The 19641-nt window shown below is 50.4% G+C and carries 20 protein-coding genes and 1 pseudogene; 4 read left to right on the top strand and 17 right to left on the bottom strand.

The genetic code is table 11. From position 1 onward, the window contains the following. Window positions 1–8 precede the first annotated feature (8 nt). Complete coding sequence (locus PSAB_RS12530; RefSeq protein ID WP_025334922.1) at window positions 9–524, bottom strand: DinB family protein; 516 nt, start codon at window positions 522–524, stop codon at window positions 9–11. 34 nt (window positions 525–558) lie between these two features. Next, the gene (locus PSAB_RS12525) at window positions 559–1563 is read right to left on the bottom strand and encodes a 1-aminocyclopropane-1-carboxylate deaminase/D-cysteine desulfhydrase (RefSeq protein WP_025334921.1); all 1005 of its coding nucleotides are present in this window, start codon (window positions 1561–1563) and stop codon (window positions 559–561) included. Window positions 1564–1739: 176 nt separating this feature from the next. On the opposite strand from PSAB_RS12525, the gene PSAB_RS12520 reads away from it, so the two are divergent. Beyond that, entirely contained in the window at window positions 1740–2315 is a 576-nt protein-coding gene (locus PSAB_RS12520; protein WP_038595845.1) for a CGNR zinc finger domain-containing protein, read from the top strand. Window positions 2316–2425: 110 nt separating this feature from the next. On the opposite strand, the gene PSAB_RS12515 is transcribed toward PSAB_RS12520, so the two are convergent. The 10 genes and pseudogenes from PSAB_RS12515 to PSAB_RS12470 form a co-directional block, all read right to left on the bottom strand. Next, window positions 2426–3238 (bottom strand): ATP-binding protein, encoded by an 813-nt coding sequence (locus PSAB_RS12515; RefSeq protein WP_025334920.1) that lies wholly within the window; start codon window positions 3236–3238, stop codon window positions 2426–2428. A gap of 22 nt (window positions 3239–3260) precedes the next feature. After that, a pseudogene (gene cooS, locus PSAB_RS12510) lies at window positions 3261–5135 on the bottom strand (anaerobic carbon-monoxide dehydrogenase catalytic subunit). Window positions 5136–5580: 445 nt separating this feature from the next. Next, entirely contained in the window at window positions 5581–6087 is a 507-nt protein-coding gene (locus PSAB_RS12505) for an arsinothricin resistance N-acetyltransferase ArsN1 family A (RefSeq protein ID WP_051529764.1), read from the bottom strand. Between the two features lie 19 nt (window positions 6088–6106). Further along, window positions 6107–6541 carry a protein-tyrosine phosphatase family protein gene (locus tag PSAB_RS12500; RefSeq protein ID WP_025334918.1) on the bottom strand — a complete coding sequence of 145 codons (435 nt, stop codon included), beginning with the start codon at window positions 6539–6541 and terminating at the stop codon, window positions 6107–6109. 58 nt (window positions 6542–6599) lie between these two features. Further along, window positions 6600–8369, bottom strand: a complete 1770-nt coding sequence (gene arsA / locus PSAB_RS12495) for an arsenical pump-driving ATPase (RefSeq protein WP_025334917.1) — start codon at window positions 8367–8369, stop codon at window positions 6600–6602. 17 nt (window positions 8370–8386) lie between these two features. Then, a complete protein-coding gene (gene arsD, locus PSAB_RS12490) occupies window positions 8387–8749 on the bottom strand; it encodes an arsenite efflux transporter metallochaperone ArsD (RefSeq protein ID WP_025334916.1) in 363 nt (120 codons plus the stop codon). A gap of 59 nt (window positions 8750–8808) precedes the next feature. Beyond that, entirely contained in the window at window positions 8809–9228 is a 420-nt protein-coding gene (arsC, locus tag PSAB_RS12485; RefSeq protein WP_025334915.1) for an arsenate reductase (thioredoxin), read from the bottom strand. Window positions 9229–9248: 20 nt separating this feature from the next. Beyond that, window positions 9249–10559 (bottom strand): arsenic transporter, encoded by a 1311-nt coding sequence (locus tag PSAB_RS12480; RefSeq protein WP_193373895.1) that lies wholly within the window; start codon window positions 10557–10559, stop codon window positions 9249–9251. Beyond that, on the bottom strand, window positions 10560–10904 hold the full coding sequence (locus PSAB_RS12475; RefSeq protein WP_025334913.1) for an ArsR/SmtB family transcription factor: 345 nt from the start codon (window positions 10902–10904) through the stop codon (window positions 10560–10562). Window positions 10905–11005: 101 nt separating this feature from the next. After that, window positions 11006–11734: an SDR family NAD(P)-dependent oxidoreductase gene (locus PSAB_RS12470; RefSeq protein ID WP_084266510.1), complete on the bottom strand. Its 729-nt coding sequence runs from the start codon at window positions 11732–11734 to the stop codon at window positions 11006–11008. Window positions 11735–11873: 139 nt separating this feature from the next. On the opposite strand from PSAB_RS12470, the gene PSAB_RS12465 reads away from it, so the two are divergent. The 3 genes from PSAB_RS12465 (at window position 11874) to PSAB_RS12455 (ending at window position 13777) form a co-directional block, all read left to right on the top strand. After that, complete coding sequence (locus tag PSAB_RS12465; RefSeq protein WP_025334911.1) at window positions 11874–12323, top strand: MarR family winged helix-turn-helix transcriptional regulator; 450 nt, start codon at window positions 11874–11876, stop codon at window positions 12321–12323. A 104-nt stretch (window positions 12324–12427) separates the two neighbouring features. Next, complete coding sequence (locus PSAB_RS12460; protein WP_025334910.1) at window positions 12428–13252, top strand: arsenite methyltransferase; 825 nt, start codon at window positions 12428–12430, stop codon at window positions 13250–13252. Between the two features lie 27 nt (window positions 13253–13279). Then, on the top strand, window positions 13280–13777 hold the full coding sequence (locus PSAB_RS12455) for an arsinothricin resistance N-acetyltransferase ArsN1 family A (RefSeq protein WP_025334909.1): 498 nt from the start codon (window positions 13280–13282) through the stop codon (window positions 13775–13777). A gap of 92 nt (window positions 13778–13869) precedes the next feature. Here the strand turns inward: PSAB_RS12455 and PSAB_RS12450 are convergent, their stop codons facing one another. From PSAB_RS12450 to hypF, 5 genes are all read right to left on the bottom strand, one after another. After that, window positions 13870–14874 (bottom strand): HoxN/HupN/NixA family nickel/cobalt transporter, encoded by a 1005-nt coding sequence (locus PSAB_RS12450; RefSeq protein ID WP_025334908.1) that lies wholly within the window; start codon window positions 14872–14874, stop codon window positions 13870–13872. Between the two features lie 96 nt (window positions 14875–14970). Beyond that, complete coding sequence (gene hypE / locus PSAB_RS12445; RefSeq protein WP_025334907.1) at window positions 14971–15981, bottom strand: hydrogenase expression/formation protein HypE; 1011 nt, start codon at window positions 15979–15981, stop codon at window positions 14971–14973. Window positions 15982–15996: 15 nt separating this feature from the next. After that, window positions 15997–17082, bottom strand: coding sequence for a hydrogenase formation protein HypD (gene hypD / locus PSAB_RS12440; RefSeq protein WP_025334906.1), 1086 nt, complete (start codon window positions 17080–17082; stop codon window positions 15997–15999). Continuing rightward, window positions 17075–17293, bottom strand: coding sequence for a HypC/HybG/HupF family hydrogenase formation chaperone (locus PSAB_RS12435; RefSeq protein WP_264370877.1), 219 nt, complete (start codon window positions 17291–17293; stop codon window positions 17075–17077). The genes hypD and PSAB_RS12435 overlap by 8 nt, the downstream gene beginning before the upstream one ends. Then, window positions 17272–19638: a carbamoyltransferase HypF gene (gene hypF / locus PSAB_RS12430; protein WP_025334904.1), complete on the bottom strand. Its 2367-nt coding sequence runs from the start codon at window positions 19636–19638 to the stop codon at window positions 17272–17274. The genes PSAB_RS12435 and hypF overlap by 22 nt, the downstream gene beginning before the upstream one ends. Window positions 19639–19641: the final 3 nt, after the last annotated feature.

The raw sequence follows: 19641 nt of genomic DNA, 5'->3' as shown, positions 1-19641 counted from the left end.
TATGTACTTCAATTTTCTCTATCAATTTCCCAAAGACGGTTAATTCTCTCCATTTGCCCCAGTGTGTATGCAATATGGCAAAGGTCATGAACTAAGACCCAGATGGAAGTGCGTCCTTCCGGAGGAACTTCTCCCCAGCACAAAACCCCTCGGCTTAAATCAATAGGTGCAGGCAATAAATTGGTTTCTGTTAAGTTATCAAACGTTTTTTTCAAACGGTCTCTTGTATCTTCTAACAGTTGTTCCAGTTCTGTATGGTCTCCCTGAACACCGAATTCATTAGCGCGAACTCGATCTGTAGGAATTCCCCCTACCACATCTCCGATCCAATAAGCGGCTGATCCAAGCAAATGGTAGGTCAATACAAAGGGACTATTTTTCATTTGATAAGGTGTCCAATTGAGAGCTTCCGGAGGAAGATTTCGAACAATTTTAAAGACGTCATCTAATAGTCCCTCCGCAATCACTTTTAAATCTTTCCCCACTTGGGTGCTGATATTTGTTTGTACGTTTTCATTTGGCATAGGTGTATACACTCCTCGATTGATGAATTATGAATTACACAATGGCGTAGTCATAGTTAAATAGTAAAGGAAACCCACCGGTGTGAATAAAAATAACCGCATCATACTTAGACAATTGTCCATGCTTCCCCATATGAATCAAAGCCGCCATGGCTTTGCCTGTGTAAACCGGATCCAGGAAAATCCCTTCTGATCGCGCGGTTAGATGGATGGCGCTGCGGCAGGCCTCGGTAATATCAGCGTATCTTGACCCAATAAAACCATCTTCGATCCACACTTGTCCCTCGTCTATCGTCTGCTCATACCCGGCCAGTTTCAATGTTTCTGATGCGATTCTGGCCGTTTTTTCTTTTTTGATATCCGTATTCCCGCTTACACTTACACCCAAAATCTCAAAGTGATTTGGAATAATAATTGCACCAGCGATTAATCCTGCATGTGTACCGCAAGTTCCTGTCGCGACAGCAATAAGAATACGTTTGGCATCCATCTGCGTGGAGCTGATCTGCTGAACCAACTCCTGAACAGCCAGGATATAACCAATGGTTCCGAGCGCATCCGTCCCTCCTTCCGGAATAATGCAGGGGGTCCCGCCTTGGTTGGTTATGGTCTTAGCAACTTGAACCATCGTCTCATTAATAATCTCCAAAGGCGGGCGACCGGCTGGCGGGCTTACGAAGGTAAGTTCCGAATCCATCAAGTGATCCAAGTACAAATTGCCACGGCGTTGATTGTCAGGCTGGCCGCTTAATACCAAATGAGGCTGGAGTCCGAGCTTTCGAGCAGCAGCAGCGGTTAGCTGGGCATGATTGGATTGTATAGCTCCTGTCGTAATAATGTGTGTTGCTCCGTCTTTAATGGCTTGCCCTAATTGAAATTCAAGCTTTCTTGCTTTATTCCCCCCTCCTCCAAGGCCAGTCATATCTTCCCTTTTGATCCATAACTGACAACCTAATTGCGTAGATAGCTGGTCGGCAGGCTGTAAGGGAGTCGGCCATGTTCCTAACATGACACGAGGCAGAGCCAAGATATTATTCATTTCATGTTCCCCTCTTCTCTCTGGGCTTTTCCTGTTCAACGTAACCCATTATAATTTTTAATAAACTAACCTGTCAATACAAATTATAGGGTTAGTTTAGTATCTTCTCCTTTTAAATTAACCCTTCATACGTATATAATAGAGTTAGAAGACAAAACGAAAGGTGATCCGATTCAATGGCCGTTCAAGACAAATTTCAGTTTATTTCAGACTCTTTATCTTTGAATTTGGTTAATACCGAAGAGAATCGTAGAGGAAAAAGACATGATCTGTTGGAAACCGATCAGCAAATGTATTCTTGGCTTGAACACATGTTCTCCGTGCAAGTCATCCATGCCGACCAATTTTCACAGAACAATCCTGACCCTTTCACACAAGAATCCATGTCCGATCTTAAAGAACTTAGGAGTCTTTTGCGAAAAGGCTTTGAGAATATCGCAGATGGGCAGCAAGTGGACGAGCATTGGATTCATTCATTGGAGAAATATATCCATAACGCTCCATTTACCTTTGCAATCAAGGAAAATAAGCTATTACCCATTCCCTGTGGACCTTATATAAATGCGCTTCTTTCCCTGATTGCTTATGATGCACTGGATTTGCTCACGCACGGCAAGCTTACCGCTCTTCATCGATGCTCCAACCCCAAATGCTTATGGATGTTCATGGATGTTACAGGAAAACGAAAATGGTGCTCTATGAAAATATGCGGAAACCGCATGAAAGCAGCACGTCACAAGGATCGCTCTTAACGACTAGAACAAAGTAGCGTAAAAAAGAGACGTCACTTTTTGAGTGATGCCTCTTGTTTGGAAACTCTATAGAAGAAGTAGGGGGAGCAGAAGTTTATTTCTTGCCAGCCTCATGCGTATTCTCGGGTACCGCTCATCTCTTCCAGCAGCTGGTTCAGCATTTGCTCGAAAATAGCTATGAGCCCATCGTCCAAAGCGCTAGATACCGCCGTACCTTCTCGATCAGCGGATACAAAGACCGGATTAAATGGAATGCTGCCAAGCAGGCTTACCCGTTCATCCGCGAAAAAAGCCACATCGGTGCTGCTTAGTCCCTCCATCCATTTATTTTGAATCAAATAAAATTGTTCGATGCCAATATCCTTCGCCAGCTGAATTACGGATTTTGCCGTCTCCAGACTTCGTCTTCCCGGCTCGATGACGAGAATCAACGCATCCACGTTTTTGGCGGTTGAACGCCCTAAATGCTCCAGCCCCGCTTCAAAATCAATAATGACCGCGTCGTTCTCCTCGGTCACCAGGTAATTGAGCAGGGTTTTCAGCAGCGTACTCTGCGGACAGGCGCAGCCGGCACCGCCCTTGGATGCTCCGCCCATTTGCAACAGCCTAATGCCGCCTTTGCTCACAACATATTCCGCCGGAATATCGTCGACTTTCGGGTTCAGTGAGAACCAGCTGCCGCTGACTCCCGGCTCGCCTCCGGTTTTCTTCTTGATCAAATCCCGGTCATCGGCGATGGTGCGGACTTCCGACAGTTCCTCTCTGCCGAACCCGAGCGCCATTCCCAGATTGGCATCCTGATCGGCATCAATGGCGAGCACCCGGTGCCCTTTTTCCGTAAGCAATTGGGCGAACATCGCGGCAACCGTTGTTTTTCCCACGCCGCCTTTGCCTGAAATTGCGATTTTTAAGGTCTGGCTCATTTTTTCTTCCCCTTTCTTAATCTTAGATCCCAAGGGCTTTGCGTTTCATATCGATCCGTTCAAGTAAAACAGCGGCCGCTTTCACCGGATCGCTTTCAACGATCAGCTTCCCTCCGAACAGTCCATCCATCGTAATGCCTTCATCTTCGCGGCTTCCGGTCAGTGTCCGGGTAACCAGATTCGAGCCTGATACCTGCGGGTCCACGCCGACATGCACATCAACACCGTGTGCCATAAAATAAGTTCCGATGGTAAGCGCCTTAGGACTATGCGTTTCCGGACAACTGCCGACTGCGGGAAGGCTGGAGATGGGAACATCCAGTTCATCCGCAATCGCCGACAGCAAATCCAGCGGTCTGGAGTTATCCACGCAGCTGCCCATGTGAAGAGCCGGCGGCAGTGCGGACAAGCCCGCATGCTGTCCCAATTGCTGCAGCAAAGCCTTCAAGCTGTCGCCGCATGCTTCAAGCCCGTCTTCATTCATCAGCCCGTACTTCGCCAGCGAATGCGCGGCGCAGCCTGTGGTCACGACCAACACGTTGTTTTTGAGCAGCTCTCTTGCCACGGTGACATTGCCTATATCTTGCGGCTCCCTCGGGTTGGTACACCCAATCACTGCGGCAACTCCGCGGATGGTCCCGTCTTTGATCGCGTCGATCAGAGGCTGTAAAGGCTTGTCCGCGTTGATTTTTGCGGTCACTTCACAGATCTGTTCGACGGAAAAACCGGCATGGGCCTCCACCGCGCCGCCTGGAATGACCACTTTTGCCGGATCCCGTTTTGCAAAATTGCGAATCGCCCGCTCTACGATTTCCCTAGCTGCATCATCCGCATATTCCGGTTCAAAGTTAATGTGCGTCGCACCTGAAATTTTAACATGCGGCATCGTTGTTATGATTTCCGTATGATAACATTCCGCCACCTGCTGGATTCCCGGCATAATACACTGGATATCTACCACCATCGCTTCAAGCGCGCCTGTCACAATGACCAGCTCCTGGGATGAAAAACTGGAAGCAGCATGCACCCCCTGACGCATTAACAGCTCATTTCCCGTACAGCAGACACCGACAATATTGATCCCTTCCGCACCGACGGTCAGGGCTTTCCGCTCAAGTATTTGCGCCCATTCCACAATTTTCTCGGACAGCAGCGGAATATGGCCATGCACCGCGATATTGATTTTCTTCTCATCAAGCACCGCAAGGGAGTAATTGAATTTGACCGCTTTCGGCGTCCCGAACAGAATATCCTGCAGATCGGAAGACAAGTGTAATCCGCTGTAGCCGTCCACCAACCCCATCGTAACCTAGCCCAGCAGCAGGTTGAGCGGATCGGCATCTCCACCCATAGCGTTTCGGGTGACCGCTTTGGCGATTTCCAGGTGGGCATTCACCGGCGTGATGCCAAGCTTATCCCAGGTTTCGCGCGACTTTTGGTGCCCCCGATATTTAATCCAGTTCATCACGCCTTCCTGCTTTTGAAAATCCTCAAGCGCCGCTAGAGCCACAGCCTTGGCAACTTCGTTAATCGATTTCCCTTCCGTCTCCAGGTTCAAGCCTTTCGCGACTTGCATCAGTTTGCCGACATCCCGGATTACATACGGAGCCTTTCCTTCCGCTGTCTTCAGCAAAGCCGCCGCGACTTCACGGCCATGTTCGGCATGGCCCGCGGCTCCCTGAATCATTGTATTTAATAGACTTCGCGCGACTAATGTATCTGCATCCGAACCGCAAACCCCGCGCCTTGGCCCGCTTCCGTTCGGCACAATCCGGCAAGGACCTTCCAAACAGGAACGACAGCAAAGGCCGGCCGACCCGAACGGACACCTCGCCGCCGTCTGGTCGGCACGATCAAAGGCCGTCTCGATCCCTCTGCTTCTCGCAACGGCCAGCATTTGCTGAACCTGAGTATCCTTGGAGACCTCTTCTGGTTCTCTTATTTTAGCCACTAGATTTTCCAGCCCCCTCTTTCTGAACCATTTATGAGTAGTAATCTATTGATAAAATGCAATCTATTGGAAATTATATCATTTGTTATGCTTCGTACCAATGAATCTTTTTTAAAATCATGTGATAGGGTAAGGTAAATAATGTGAGAAAAGAGAAGAGGGAACAGCAGAGGATGAGCATATTAGTGGTTAATTTTCCTGCCGAGGGGGACATAAACCTTACTCTGGGTCTAGTAAAAGCATTTAATGGGTGTTGCGTTTTGAAACGTTGAGGGTTCTGTTCGGTTTAGACCCGCACCCTTCCGGCTGGAAGGAATGATATTCTTTCCAGCTGGAGGATTTTTTGTTTAAAGAAACAGGACTTGATGGCTTGATAACCGAACACGCAGCGCTAATCCACCGAAATCAGGAGCTTCTCGACGATAACGCAGTCGATCCAGCGGCCGTCCAGTTGACCATGCTTTTCATAGATACCAACTTCCCGGAAACCGCACCGCTTGCACAGCTCCCGGCTTTCGTGATTAAAATCAAAGATTCGAGAGAGTAATTTCCAGTGGCCGATGCGACGGCACTCTTCAATGAGTTCATTAAGGAGCCGCTTGCCAATGCCCTTCCCTCGAAACGGCTTGTGTACATAGATGGAGAACTCGCCTATGCCGTCATAGCAGCTTCTTGTCCGATATGGCGATGAAGAAGCCCATCCGAGGATTCGGCCTTCACATTCCGCGACGATGATCGGATGTCTCTTGTGCTGGTTCCGAATCCAGAAGCGGCGATCTTCTGCTGTTCTGAGCTCGGTTTCAAAAGTTGCATTCCGCTCATGCTGTATGGAATAGTTATAAATCTCGGCAAGCTGCTCAGCATCCTTTTCCGCGGCACGTCTGAGCTTCACTTCCATCTTCGAATCTCTCCTTCGGTTAATTCGGATAGATCGCTCTTAATGATTCCCATTGAATGGGTTTTACAGCGATGCTGGGCCGGATGGCTTTGGCTTGTTGTTCGGCTTCTTCCAATGAATCGGCAAGCCCCAATTCGCGCAGAGTTCCGACCGCCACGGTGCCCGTGCGTCCTCTTCCCCCGCCGCAGTGGAAGGCAACTTTCTTTCCTGCCCGATAAGCGCCTACAACTTCCTGAATTGCCGTACGGAAGAGCTCTGCTTCCGGTTCTGTTGCATGGTCTCCCAATGGGACTTTAATCCACTGAACGGTATCTGCCGGATATGCGCATTCCTCCGCCTCTTCACGCAGATCTACGACGACCTCGACGCCTTCGTCCGTAACCATTTGTTCAACGTCTTGAGCTCCGCCAAAATAAATTTTGTCTTCTACCAAAGCTTGATATGTTTTAGTCATATGAATCTCCCTTTTGTTAATCTATTTAATCAAATTGGTACTACCTTTTTCACATCGTTTATTGAAGATGTACAAGTTCAGTCAACTGCTCTACTCCGCGGATCTCTTTCGGTCTCCATGGAATAATCACCGCTTGACCGTCGGACCTGTTATTGATTTCCCGAATCCATGGAACCTCCGCCATGGCTCTGCCTTTCAATATCGGGTCTTCTGTCCCGGAGGCAGCCAAACTCTGGTTAATGGTCCACCATCTTACGGAGATTTCGGCGCGCTTCAAGTCTTCCTCCAGCCGGGAGGCCTCATAAAAAGGAGTCGCTTCTGCCAAGGTTACGATAATTACTGCCGTTTCCTTCGCATTGCGGAGCCTTGGAAGAAGCTTTCGAACTGAATCCGGGACCTCACCTGCAGACCGGGCAACTTCTTTGTGATATTCCTCGCTGGCATCCAGCAAGAGAAGCGTATGGCCGGTAGGTGCGGTATCGATGACTACGATCTGGTCTTTGGAGCGTTCAACAAGTTCGGCAAAAGCCCGGAATACTGCGATTTCTTCCGTACAGGGTGACCGTAAGTCCTCCTCAAGAACAGCAAGGCCTTCTTCATCCAGCAGTTCGGCATTCTGACTGATGACCTCTTGCCGATACAGATCAACTTCAGCCTTAGGGTCGATTTTGCTTAGAGATATCAATCCGGTATCCGTGCCCAATAGGCTCTCGATGTGAGCGGCGGGATCCGTTGTGCTGAGGTGAACGTTATGACCGCGTTCCGCTAAACCAACCGCCAGGGCGGAAGCGACGGTTGTTTTACCCACTCCGCCTTTGCCCATCGTGAACAATATGCGGATGCCGGCTTGTTCGACATCGTCGATCAGGGCAGATAGAGACGGCAATTGGGGCGGCGCTTCCTCGGGTGCAGCTTCAAGGGAAACAGGCTCAGCCGGTTTAAAGAGTTGCCGCATACGGTCGACTCCCAGGATGTTGTAAGCGACCAGTGGAATATGGAATACTGACAGATTTGTGAGTGGATGAGGCATTGCGCGTAAAGCGGTCTGCTGCCGTTCATACAGCCCAAATGAAATCGAGTCCTCTGATTCCGGCTTTAGAAGCAGTCCGTTAACGATCAATATTTGATGGGTGACGCCGATCTCTCGGAGTTCCTCAGCGGCCCTTGCCGATTCCAGCAGAGGTGTCCGATCCGGGCGTGTTACTAGCACCAAAGTCGTTTCAAGTTGATCCGATAACGTCCGTACAGCCTGCTCGTAGACCTCTTTCTTACGCTCCAGTCCGGCCAGCGGGCCCAGACAGGAAGCTCCGTGAGTACTTTCTTCCAGAAATCCGTTCCATGCGGCCGGCAGCTGAAGAAGGCGCAGCGTGTGGCCTGTGGGCGCGGTATCAAACAGGATATGATCAAATTGCGATCTCAATTGTTCATCGGTCAGGAGGGTCGTAAACTCATCGAAAGCAGCAATTTCTACGGTACATGCACCCGACAACTGTTCTTCCATCGTGGAGATCACCGAATCGGGCAGGACACCCCGGTAGGGACCGACCACCTTCGCTTTATACTGTTCCACTGCCGTCTCCGGGTCTAAATTCGCGACAAACAGATTTGGAACTCCCTCAATTGCTATCGGTAGATTGGAAAGTTCCAAGCCAAAGGCATCCTGCAGGTTGGAGGCGGGATCGGTGCTTACAAGCAGAACCTTTTTACCCGAGTCGGCTAGCGCTACCGCCGCTGCACAGGCCGTTGATGTTTTACCTACCCCTCCTTTACCTGTAAAGAACAGATATGGAGTGCGCAGGATGGCTAATGGATCAAACCGGGTGGACATGTTGATCCTTCCTTCCCTTATCTTGATTTCAACTTCAACTCGATACGCACCTTCGGTTTCTGTATAAGTTCAGACGCTGGGATTCCTGTCCATTCTTCCAGTTCTTCATTAGAAGGATAGCTTTGCTTCTTAACCAATTGTCCATCTAATAAAATAACGGGCAATACATCCGGTCCTTCGTCAGTAAGCAATTGCTTTATCATATTATTGGCTACAAACGCATCCGGCTCACTGGTCAAATTGTATCGGGACACGTTAAATTCTTTCTTCTTCAAATTATGGACCACCGCTGAGATGCGGATTAATTCCGGGTCAACAACAGGGCCGCATACTCCTGTGGAGCAGCACATAGCCGGATCAAAGATCTCTATAGACTTCATAAACCCAATTCTCCCTTCTTTGAAAAAGAAGCCGGGATCTCTCCCGGCCTGATTATTCATTATTCGCCGGTTTCGGCAAATTGTTTAATGCGTGCTCCAACCTGATCACGGACCCGCTGGAACACCGCCCATTTCTCTTCTTCGGTACCCTGCGCTTTGGCCGGGTCGTCAAATCCCCAGTGTTCACGTTTCACCTTCGGGGGCGTAATCGGGCATTTATCAGCGGCATCCCCGCATAGCGTGACGACCAGGTCAGCGTTATTCAGCAGCTCTGGATCAATAATATCGGAGGTTTGTCCCGAGATATCAATGCCCACTTCGCTCATGGCTTGTACAGCTTTGGGATTAAGACCATGGGCTTCAATACCCGCGCTGTAAATATTCCAGCCATCACTGAGGTACTTTTTTGCCCAACCTTCCGCCATTTGGCTCCTGCAGGAGTTCCCTGTACACAAAAAGTAAATCGTTTTCTTCTCCATTGATCATCGTCTCCTTTAAATTAAAGAATGGTTAGCCAAATATAAAGTCCCAAGAGGGTAATGAATAGTGTTGGAATCGTCAAAATGATCCCTGTCTTAAAGTAGGTTCCCCATGATATCTTCACCCCTTTGGTCGAAAGAACGTGCAGCCAGAGCAGGGTGGCCAGCGAACCAATCGGTGTGATCTTCGGTCCTAAATCCGAACCAATGACGTTAGCGTAAACCAAGGCATCTTTAATGATTCCTGTCGTGTGTGTTGCATCGATGGCAAGCGCATCAATCATAACCGTAGGCATATTATTCATAATGGATGAAAGGATCGCTGCAATAAAACCCATCCCCATCGCCGCGACGAACAGACCTTGATCGGCAGCGCCTTGAATCACATCGGCCAGGACATTTGTGAGCCCGGCATTTCGAAGGCCGTATACCACGACATACATCCCGATAGAGAAGAATACGATCGCCCAAGGCGCCCCTTTGACCACTTCCTTTGTCGGTACGTAATGACTCCTTCTTCCCATGAGCAGGAAAAAGATCGCGATGATCCCGGCTACCAGGGAAACCGGAATGTTCAGGAATTCACTGGCGAAGTATCCAATCAGAAGAACCGCAAGGACAAGCCAGGATAACTTGAACATCCTCTTGTCTTTGATAGCCTCTTCAGGATGTTTTAACGAAGAACTGTCGAATTGCCTCGGGATACTTTTACGGAAGTAAATGAATAGTACTAGAATACTGGCAACAAGCGAAAACAAAGTAGGGATAATCATATGTCCTGCGTATTCCATGAAGGTGATTCCAAAAAAGTCCGCGGAAACGATATTAACCAGATTACTGACGACGAGCGGCAATGAAGTCGTATCTGCAATAAATCCGCTGGCGATGATGAACGGAAATACCTTTTTCTCATCAAAATTCAGTGCACGGACCATAGCAAGTACAATCGGAGTCAAGATAAGAGCTGCACCGTCATTGGCAAAAAACGCGGCTACAACCGCTCCAAGAATGGTGACATAGATGAACATCCGGATTCCATTCCCGCGTGCGGCTCTGGCCATATGTAGGGCAGCCCATTCGAAAAAGCCGATTTTGTCGAGGATTAAGGAAATGAGAATGATCGCAATAAACGCTAACGTAGCGTTCCATACAATCAGGGTAACATCGAGCACATCGTTAAAACTAACTACGCCCGCAAGCAGTGCCAACACGGCCCCGCCGCAGGCTGACCATCCAATCGATAAATTCCGGGGCTGCCAAATGACAAAGATTAACGTAAGTACAAAAATGAAACTCGCTAATAGTACCGAAACCAATCCGCTGACCTCCATTTAATTACATGAAATTCTCAGGCCTTTCTTATTGAGTTCTTCCAGCTCATGATCTTGTGAAGGAACAAAGGCAATCAATTGTTGAACTAACTCATATTGAGGACTGTTTGGATTCATTGAATAAAAAATCCATTGGCCTTTCCGGTTTTCCTTAACAAGACCGGCATCCTTAAGCTTCCTTAAATGTTGGCTGACCGACGGCTGACTCGTTTTGAAAATTTCAACGAGCTCACATACACAGCATTCCTGCTTCTCCAAAAGCTTCATGATTGTCAGCCTTGTCTTGTCTCCCAAAAGCTTCAATGTCTGTGATACTTCGTCTAAATCACCCATTTCAAAGCTCATGTTCCGCCTCCTTTCGCCAATTATTATATAACTATGTGCTTATATAAGCAATGGCTGATATGATATTTCATACATGCTGACTTCAATAGCTCTACATAGCTTCATTTGGATATTTTAAAGCCTCCGTCAGCAAATATGGTTTCGCCGTTTATATAATCTGCCATATCCGATAACAAAAATAAAATGACCTTCGCAATATCCGCTGATGATGCGATTTTACCAGCGGGTATGATCTTTTCCGAAAAGGCCCTTACTTCCGGATTATCAAATGATTTCGCGGTCATTCCAGTGTATGTAAATCCGGGAGCAACTGAGTTCACTCTTATGTTGTATTCCTCTAAATCCAATGCCATTGCCGATGTCAATGCGACGACCCCTCCCTTGGAGGCGGCATAGTCTGCCATATCCGGCCTAAATATTCTTGATCTTATACAACTAATGTTTACGATGGTACCCATGTTGTTTTTTATCATATTTTGGGCAGCATGCTTGGTAAGTATGAATAGCCCAGTTAGATTTGTAGAGATCACTTTATTCCATTCATCAATGTCCAGCTCATAAAATGGTTTTGAACTTGCATAAACGCCTGCACAGTTGGCCAGTCCGTCAATCTTCCCGTACAACGCCTCAATTTCATCTAATGCATTGGTTACTTTAGGTTCATCTCTAATGTCGATCGGATAGTGTCTATAATGTTCATTCGTTATTGAACTCTGATTAACATCTAAGCCGACAACAGAAGCCCCATGTTCCAATAATAACTCTGCACAACTCCTTCCTATTCCTGAAGCGGAGCCAGAGACTAAAATCGTTTTGCTTGTAAAATTCATGTTTACCTCACACCCTCAATATTATTTTTGTTAAGACCTGCCAACTAAAGTATCGTACAATAATAAGCAGAAAAAAATAAGATTTATACTTGCATTTTGCAAATTAATAAGCTATAACTAAATCACGAGGTGAGACAAAATGGAAAATGCGCGAGAGCTATTTCAAATCATGACCAGGCGCTTTGGTCTGCTCAATAAAAATTGCTGCTCGGTTGGCGGCTGCGATATCTCCTTAGCCCAAAGTCACCTGCTGTACGAAATTGATCGCCGACATAAGCCTTCCATGCAGCAAGTTGCGGAGGCGCTGGGAACGGAAATAACGACGTTTAGCCGGCAAGTGCAATCGCTTATCCAAATGAAATTGGTCAAGAAAACGCCCGATCCTAACGATCGGCGGGTGTATACCCTCTCCTTGACCGCGGAAGGCAAAATGATCGCCGGCATCATTGATCAACAAATGAACGACTATCTGGATGAAGTCTTCTCGTACATGACGGAGTTTGAGAAAGAAACCGTATTGCGCTCGGTTAAGCTTTTTAACGAGGCTATGGGGAAATCAAGCAGATGCTGCGCACCTGTAACCGGGTGATTTCTCTTGGTTGATAATTGCAAAATGCAAGTTTAATTTATGGTGAGCCTTGCTGCTAAAGCGGCAATTGCCTTCAAATTTAAATTTCAAAGGAGTGTTAACCCATGACCAACCTTACGAATGACCAAATCCGCCAAAACGTTAGAAGCCGGTATAAACAAATCGCAGTACGAACGAACGAATCGGGTTCTTCATGTTGTTCCCCGGAACATCCCAAAAATTCGGCGAGCTGCTGTGATACCCCTGCTGACTTCAATGCCATTTCCCAAAAGCTCGGTTACTCCTCTGATGAATTGACCGCTGTACCCGAAGGAGCTAATCTTGGTCTGGGATGCGGCAACCCACAAGCTATAGCCGAGCTTCAAGCTGGCGAAACGGTTCTCGATCTGGGCAGCGGCGGCGGATTTGACTGCTTTCTGGCCTCCCGCCAGGTTGGCGAAACCGGCCATGTCATCGGTGTGGATATGACCCCCGAAATGATCAGCCGCGCCCGGGAGAACGCCGCCAAGGGCCATTTTACGAATACCGATTTCCGTTTGGGTGAAATTGAACATTTGCCTGTAGCAGACCAGACGGTCAATGTGATTATTTCCAACTGTGTCATTAACCTGTCCCCCGACAAGCAGCAGGTGTTTCATGAAGCGTACCGCGTTCTCAAGCCAGGCGGCCGTCTAGCGATTTCGGATATTGTGACGACTGCTGAGCTTCCTCCGGAAATCAAGGATGATCTTGATCAATTATACTCCGGCTGTATTTCGGGCGCCTCATCGATAAGCGCGCTGGAATCCATGCTTGAGCAAAGCGGATTTACCGATATTTCCATCAAGCCTAAAGATGAATCCAAAGCATTTATACAAGACTGGATTCCCGGAGCCAACCTTGAACATTACATTGTGTCCGCTGTGATTCAGGCAACCAAATCGATCTAAGGTCAAATCCTGGGGGGGAAAATAATGATATCCACACTTACGGTTCGCCCTGCCGTCTCAGATGATATTACCCAGATCCTTCGTATTTACAACCAGGGCATTGAGGAACGAATAGCCACACTCGAAACGGATGCCAAAGATTTGAATTACATGGAATCCTGGTTCCAGGAGCATCAGGGCAGATATAGGGTGCTGGTTGCAGAGAAAGACGGTCAGGTGCTCGGATGGGCCTCCCTCAATCCGTATTCTCACCGCTGCGCTTATAACGGTGTAGCCGACCTCTCCATCTACATTGGCCGTGAATCCCGGGGACAGGGGGTTGGCAGCACACTCCTTCAGGCGTTGGAAGATGAAGCCAAAGACCGGGACTTTTACAAAATCGTGTTGTTTACCTTTCCATTTAACCGGCTGGGTCAAGGCTTGTACCGGAAAATGGGCTATCGTGAAGTGGGGGTTTTTGAAAAGCAGGGAATGATGGACGGTCAACCGATCGATGTAATGATTATGGAGAAGCTGCTCGGATAGACCGTTCATCGACAAAGAATAACTAGAAGCAAAGGAAGCCGCACGGTATAGACGGCTTCCTTTAAACGATTGATTGTTTTTTTTACAATTATTTACGTTCCGTCAACGGCCTGTCTGCCTCTCATCCCTCTCCAAATAATCATCGAGACGATCCAAATCAAAATCAGAAATCCGGCCAGAGCGTAGCCAAGATGTTCTATGCCGAGCCTGTTGATCCACTGGAGATGCTGCGGCCATTTCGCTTCAAGTAGATGAACGAGCTGAACGGCGCCGATAAAAAACGCGGACACGACCGAGACACCCGTAACGATCAGGTTATAGGCTGTCTTTTTCTTGTAGGAAATGAATGCCCAGCGGTAGGCCCTTGTCATAATCGCGCCGTCGATCGTGTCCATCAAGCTCATTCCGGCTGCAAACAGCAGCGGCAGGGACAAAATGCCGATAATCGAGACCGAGTCGTTTGCAGTACTGGCCGATATAGCAAGCAAGCTCACTTCCGTCGCCGTATCAAAGCCAAGCCCAAACAGAAATCCGAGCGGATACATATGCCAGCTTTTGTTGATCATTCGAAGGGCAGGAGCTAACAATCGGGTAAACATCCCCTTGGGTCCATGCATATGACTAAATCCGGAATTCCCGCCTGTTTGGTTCGCTGCCCCCAGGGCTCCGCGCCATAGCTTCATAAGTGTGAACACATTAATCAGACCGACGACGATCAGGAAGAATCCGGATGCCAGCGTCCCGATCAGCCCGCCGATTTCGCGTACTTTTGGATTATCGAGCACAAACGTGTTCATCGAAAGCGCGATCCCCAGCACCATGAGGAAGACGACCGTCGAGTGCCCTAGGGAAAAATACATGCCTACGCCTAAAGGGTTGCGCTTCCGTTCGACCAGTTTCCGGATCGTATTGTCAATGGCCGAAATATGATCGGCGTCAAAAGCGTGACGCAGGCCGAGCGTATAAGCCAAAAGACCAAGCCCCCACAGCTTCGGCTCGCGGGCCGCAGCCGTGAGAAACCCGGCTCCCCCCAACACATGCAGCGCCAATACAACAAGAAAGTAGACATAGCCGTTACTGGCGGAAATTCTCCTCATTCATTTCACCTTCTCCTGGTAGAAGCGCCTCGCGCTTTATTTTTACAGATATTCCTGCGGATTCGGACCGTTGATTCCATATTGCGGCGCCCACCTTTAACAAATTCGGGGCAGTTGGTCGCCAACAAGCATATCGATGATGCGGTGGCCTCCGGCCAGCGTGCGCATATACACCTTTCCCGGATGATCCGCGACAACTTCACCGATTACGGTAGCGTCCTGTCCGTTGGGGTGACTGCGCAGCAATTCCATCGCTCGCTCTGCCTGTGCCCCGTCGACAATCAGGACGGCTTTGCCCTCATTAGCTATGTACAGCGGGTCCATTCCCAGCATGCCGCATAGACCGCTCACTGCCCCTTTTACGGGAAGCGCATGTTCCTCCAGCCTGATGCCAAAGTCCTGCCCCTCCGTAAATTCATTCAGTGTAGTGGCTACGCCGCCGCGGGTCGGGTCCCGCATAAGTCTTACGGCGCCGCCCATTGAAGCCGTTACCCGCTCCAGCATTCCGTTCAGCGGCGCACAGTCGCTGGCAAGTCCGGTTTCCACCTGCAGTTGTTCCCGTTCAATCAGAATCGCCGTTCCGTGGTCCCCGATCGTACCGGTGACGATCACTTGGTCCCCCGGCCGGATCAAGGCGGGAGCCAGCCGGAGACCTTTCGGAATAAAGCCCACTCCGGAGGTGTTAAGGAACAGCTTGTCCGCACAGCCTCTCGGAACGATCTTGGTGTCGCCGGTCACGATAAATACGCCCGCTTCCTGCGCGGTCGCCGCCATGGATTCCGCAATCTCCTCCAGTTCCCCCAGAGGAAACCCTTCTTCGATGATCCAGCCGCAGCTAATATACTTCGGAATCGCACCGCAGACCGCCAGATCGTTAACGGTCCCGCAGACCGCCAGCTTTCCGATGTTACCTCCCCTGAAAAAAAGCGGATGAATAACATAGGAATCCGTGGTAAACGCCATTTGTCCCGGGAGAGTCTCCAGCACTGCCGAATCGCCGCCCTCAAGCAGCCAATCGTTCCGGAAGTGCTTCTGAAATATCCCTTGGATCAGTTGATGGGTCAGCTTCCCCCCGCTGCCGTGGGCTAAAGTAATGATTTCGCTCATTTGGTCTCCCTCCCCCTATTGATATCGGTAATATGCCGCGCAAGTCCCCTCGCTCGACACCATGCAGGAACCGACCGGGGTTTCGGGCGTGCATGCTTTTCCAAACAACTTGCAATCGGATGGGAGGCATTTTCCTTTCAAAATATCGCCGCAGCGGCAGCCGCGCGCTTCCTCGTCCCGCTCCTCCACGGAGCCGTTTATCAGGCTCCACGCATCGAAGGATCTGTATTTCTCGCGCAGCCGCAGACCGGAGCCCGGGATCTGACCGAGTCCCCGCCACACGGCATCTGAAGGCTCGAATACCTCATCTATTTTTCCCCGGGCAATTGGATTGCCACCCGGCTGAACAACCATGGAATACAAGTTGGCGACAGTGGCTTTGTTGTCCTGGATTTGTTCCAGCACGTATAGAATTGAGCCTAAAATATCCGCCGGGTCGAACCCGGTAACGGCTCCCGGAATCCCATACGCCTTGGCCAGTTCCTCGTAGAGGCCAGAGCCGATCACTGCGCTGACATGGCCGGGATACAGAAACCCGTCAACGGCAACTTCAGGGTCAGAAGACAGCAGGTGCATCGCTGCCGGAATCGTCTTATTGGCAGAAAGGATCATGAAATTGTCAAGCCCCTGCTGCGCGGCTTCAAGCACCGCGATGGCTGTAACCGGAACCGTCGTCTCAAACCCGACGGACAGAAAGATGACAGTCTTGTCCGGATGCTGGCGGGCGATATCCAGACTGTCCAGCGGGGAATAGACCATACGGATATCCCTGCCCAGCGCCTTCTCGGTCAGCAAGCTGACGCCCTTATACGGAATCCGCATCATGTCGCCGAAAGTGGCCACGATAGTATTTTCTCTCCTGCAGAGCTCCAAAGCCGATTTCAGGTAAAAGCTCGGGGTTACGCAGACCGGACAGCCCGGTCCCGAAATGAGCCTGACGTTCGGCGGCAGTAGTTCCCGAATTCCGTAACGGGAGATCGCCATCGTATGGGTGCCGCATACCTCCATAATGGAGACGGGTCTGCCGTCATATCGCCGGATGGCCTTCACCAGACCTTCCGCCAACGTTTCGTTTCTGAATAATTCCAATTCACTAATCATGGATATTCCCCGCTAGCTGACGGAGCAGCTCCAGCGTCTCCAGGGCTTCCTGCTTATCGATGATCGCAATCGCGCAGCCCGCATGAACGAGCAGGTAATCTCCAACGTTCACCGGTTCGACTAGGGCAATAGATACTTCCCTCCGGATACCGGTAATATCGATCACGGCCCTGTCGCCGCTTACGCTTGCTACTTCTCCGGGTATTGCCAAACACATGCTTCCCGCATCCCTTCCTGTGTAAGATATTTGCCCAGCGCGATTGCCGCCTGGCCCGGTGAAAGTCCCCCATCATTGGCAGGAACCTTGCTGTGGAGCCATACGCGAAACCCGCTGCGTTCCAATTCGTCGACCGTTAGGGCGAGCAGCAAGCGGTTTTGAAACACGCCGCCGCTGAGAGCCACCTCATTCAGACCCCGCTGGGATCGAATCCGTCCGCAGATATCCGCTACAATTGCAGCTAATGTCCGGTGAAACGCTCCGGAAACTCTGGAGACGCTTACTCCGTCCCGAATTTCGCGAACCAGTTCCCGGATCAGAGGCGCAGTGCCGATCTCAAGCATGCCTTGCACAGTCTTCACTTCGTACGGATAAATCCGTGAAGTCTCCGGGTCCGCCGCGCTTTCCAAACGGATGGCCGCTTGGCCTTCGTACTCGGCATAATGGCATATGCCGGTCAGAGACGACACGGCGTCAAACAGCCTGCCAACGCTGCTCGTAAGCGGCGTGTTGATGCGCTGCAGAATTTGGCGTGTGACAATGTCCCTCTTGTACGGCTCGATTGTATTCAGCCACTCAGCCGGCAGCTCCGCCGCTTCGTCATTCAGAATATAGCTCAAGGCCATCCGCCAAGGCTCCTTGACGGCTGCATCCCCGCCGGGGAGCGGGACATACCCGAAGCGGGCTATGCGCTCAAATCCGCTGTAATCCCCGGCGAAAAATTCACCGCCCCAGATATGCCCGTCTTCGCCTAGTCCCGTGCCGTCGAAGGCAACCCCGATCACCGGACCGTAAACGCCGTTCTCCGCCATGCAGGAAGCGATGTGGGCGTGATGATGCTGAACGGGAATCTTGACGATGTTCTTTTGCTCGGAAGCATATTGGGAAGATCGGTATCCAGGGTGCATATCGTAAGCCACAACGCCGGCTTCGGCAGCAAAAATACGCTGAAAATGCTCCGCTCCACCGATCAGGGAATCCAGCGTTTCCAGGTTGTCCAGATCGCCGATATGATGGCTGACAAAGGCTTTGCGGTCCTTCACCAAACAAAAGGTATTCTTTAACTCTCCCCCCACAGCTAAAATGGGAGGATTGCCGGACTTGTCCGGCTCCCCTTCCGCCGGTTGAACGACAGCGGACAAGTCAATGGGAAAAGGGACGTATCCCCGTGACCTGCGAATAATGTACTCCCGTTCCCGGAACACGCTGGTTACCGTATCATCCGTCCGCATATGAATTGGCAGTTCCCCAACCAGGTAATAATCGGAGATTCCTTGAAGAGCGGGCACCGCCTCTTTGTCGCGGTACACAATAGGTTCGCCGGAACGGTTGCCGCTTGTCATGACCATTAGCTCCATACCGTCCTGAAACAGCAGATGCTGCAGCGGCGTATACGGCAGCATCACCCCCAGCATGTTGTTGTCGGGGGAAAGGGAATCCGCCGCCGGAAGAAGCTTACGCGCCTCTTGCTTCAAGGGAAGCAGGACGATCGGCCGGCGGGGGCTTGTGAGAAGCTCCCGCTCCTTCTCCGTCACGGTGCAGATGCGGAGCACCGTCTCCAGCGAATCCGCCATAACGGCGAATGGTCTGCCGTCTCTGCGCTTTCGCGCTCGCAGCTCTCGTACCGCCGCCTCCTTCGTTGCGTCACAAGCGAGGTGATAGCCGCCAAGGCCCTTGACCGCAAGAATGGCGCCCGACTTCAACCGTTCGGCAGCACATGAGACCGGGTCAGCCGTTTCCACTCTTTTGCCGGAAGCGTCCAGCAGATATACCTTCGGTCCGCACTTTGGACAGGACACCGGCTGGGCATGAAACCGCCGATCTGACGGGTCATGGTATTCCTTCGCGCAGTCCTCACACAGCTCGAAATCCCGGATTGTCGTATGCTTCCTGTCGTAGGGAACCTGAACCGTAATGGTAAACCGGGGGCCGCAGTTGGTACAGTTGATGTAGGGATAGCGGTACCTCCGGTTACCGGGGTCCTTCAACTCCGCAAGACAATCTTCACAAACGCAAATATCCGGCGAGAGGTGCACCTCGTGAGAGGCGGCGCCAACGCTCTCTTTTATGCTGAATTCCGTGTATCCGATTGGGGAGTGCAGTTCCCAGGTCAGTTCCTCGATATGAGAGAGCGGCGGGGCGGACGTTCGTAGTGAAGCCAAAAAAGCATCGATGTCCGGTCTGCGGCCCTCCGCCTCCAGTCTGACGCCGCTTGCGTCGTTCGTAACCCATCCTTTCAGATCATGCTGATGCGCAAGCCGGTATACAAAAGGGCGGAACCCCACTCCCTGCACAATACCCTTCACCTGGACATCCACCCGGATGACCTCACTCAACATAGC

This window comes from Paenibacillus sabinae T27 (assembly GCF_000612505.1).
GTDB lineage: Bacteria > Bacillota > Bacilli > Paenibacillales > Paenibacillaceae > Paenibacillus_AQ > Paenibacillus_AQ sabinae.
This window is presented reverse-complemented; position numbering and strand designations above follow the sequence as displayed.

What these genes read in the sequence shown, in the direction of transcription:
- PSAB_RS12530 (WP_025334922.1), bottom strand. Translation starts at nt 524, where the DNA reads ATGCCAAATGAAAACGTACAAACAAATATCAGCACCCAAGTGGGGAAA.
- PSAB_RS12525 (WP_025334921.1), bottom strand. Translation starts at nt 1,563, where the DNA reads ATGAATAATATCTTGGCTCTGCCTCGTGTCATGTTAGGAACATGGCCG.
- PSAB_RS12520 (WP_038595845.1), top strand. Translation starts at nt 1,740, where the DNA reads ATGGCCGTTCAAGACAAATTTCAGTTTATTTCAGACTCTTTATCTTTG.
- PSAB_RS12515 (WP_025334920.1), bottom strand. Translation starts at nt 3,238, where the DNA reads ATGAGCCAGACCTTAAAAATCGCAATTTCAGGCAAAGGCGGCGTGGGA.
- PSAB_RS12505 (WP_051529764.1), bottom strand. Translation starts at nt 6,087, where the DNA reads ATGGAAGTGAAGCTCAGACGTGCCGCGGAAAAGGATGCTGAGCAGCTT.
- PSAB_RS12500 (WP_025334918.1), bottom strand. Translation starts at nt 6,541, where the DNA reads ATGACTAAAACATATCAAGCTTTGGTAGAAGACAAAATTTATTTTGGC.
- arsA (WP_025334917.1), bottom strand. Translation starts at nt 8,369, where the DNA reads ATGTCCACCCGGTTTGATCCATTAGCCATCCTGCGCACTCCATATCTG.
- arsD (WP_025334916.1), bottom strand. Translation starts at nt 8,749, where the DNA reads ATGAAGTCTATAGAGATCTTTGATCCGGCTATGTGCTGCTCCACAGGA.
- arsC (WP_025334915.1), bottom strand. Translation starts at nt 9,228, where the DNA reads ATGGAGAAGAAAACGATTTACTTTTTGTGTACAGGGAACTCCTGCAGG.
- PSAB_RS12480 (WP_193373895.1), bottom strand. Translation starts at nt 10,559, where the DNA reads ATGGAGGTCAGCGGATTGGTTTCGGTACTATTAGCGAGTTTCATTTTT.
- PSAB_RS12475 (WP_025334913.1), bottom strand. Translation starts at nt 10,904, where the DNA reads ATGAGCTTTGAAATGGGTGATTTAGACGAAGTATCACAGACATTGAAG.
- PSAB_RS12470 (WP_084266510.1), bottom strand. Translation starts at nt 11,734, where the DNA reads ATGAATTTTACAAGCAAAACGATTTTAGTCTCTGGCTCCGCTTCAGGA.
- PSAB_RS12465 (WP_025334911.1), top strand. Translation starts at nt 11,874, where the DNA reads ATGGAAAATGCGCGAGAGCTATTTCAAATCATGACCAGGCGCTTTGGT.
- PSAB_RS12460 (WP_025334910.1), top strand. Translation starts at nt 12,428, where the DNA reads ATGACCAACCTTACGAATGACCAAATCCGCCAAAACGTTAGAAGCCGG.
- PSAB_RS12450 (WP_025334908.1), bottom strand. Translation starts at nt 14,874, where the DNA reads ATGAGGAGAATTTCCGCCAGTAACGGCTATGTCTACTTTCTTGTTGTA.
- hypE (WP_025334907.1), bottom strand. Translation starts at nt 15,981, where the DNA reads ATGAGCGAAATCATTACTTTAGCCCACGGCAGCGGGGGGAAGCTGACC.
- hypD (WP_025334906.1), bottom strand. Translation starts at nt 17,082, where the DNA reads ATGATTAGTGAATTGGAATTATTCAGAAACGAAACGTTGGCGGAAGGT.
- hypF (WP_025334904.1), bottom strand. Translation starts at nt 19,638, where the DNA reads ATGTTGAGTGAGGTCATCCGGGTGGATGTCCAGGTGAAGGGTATTGTG.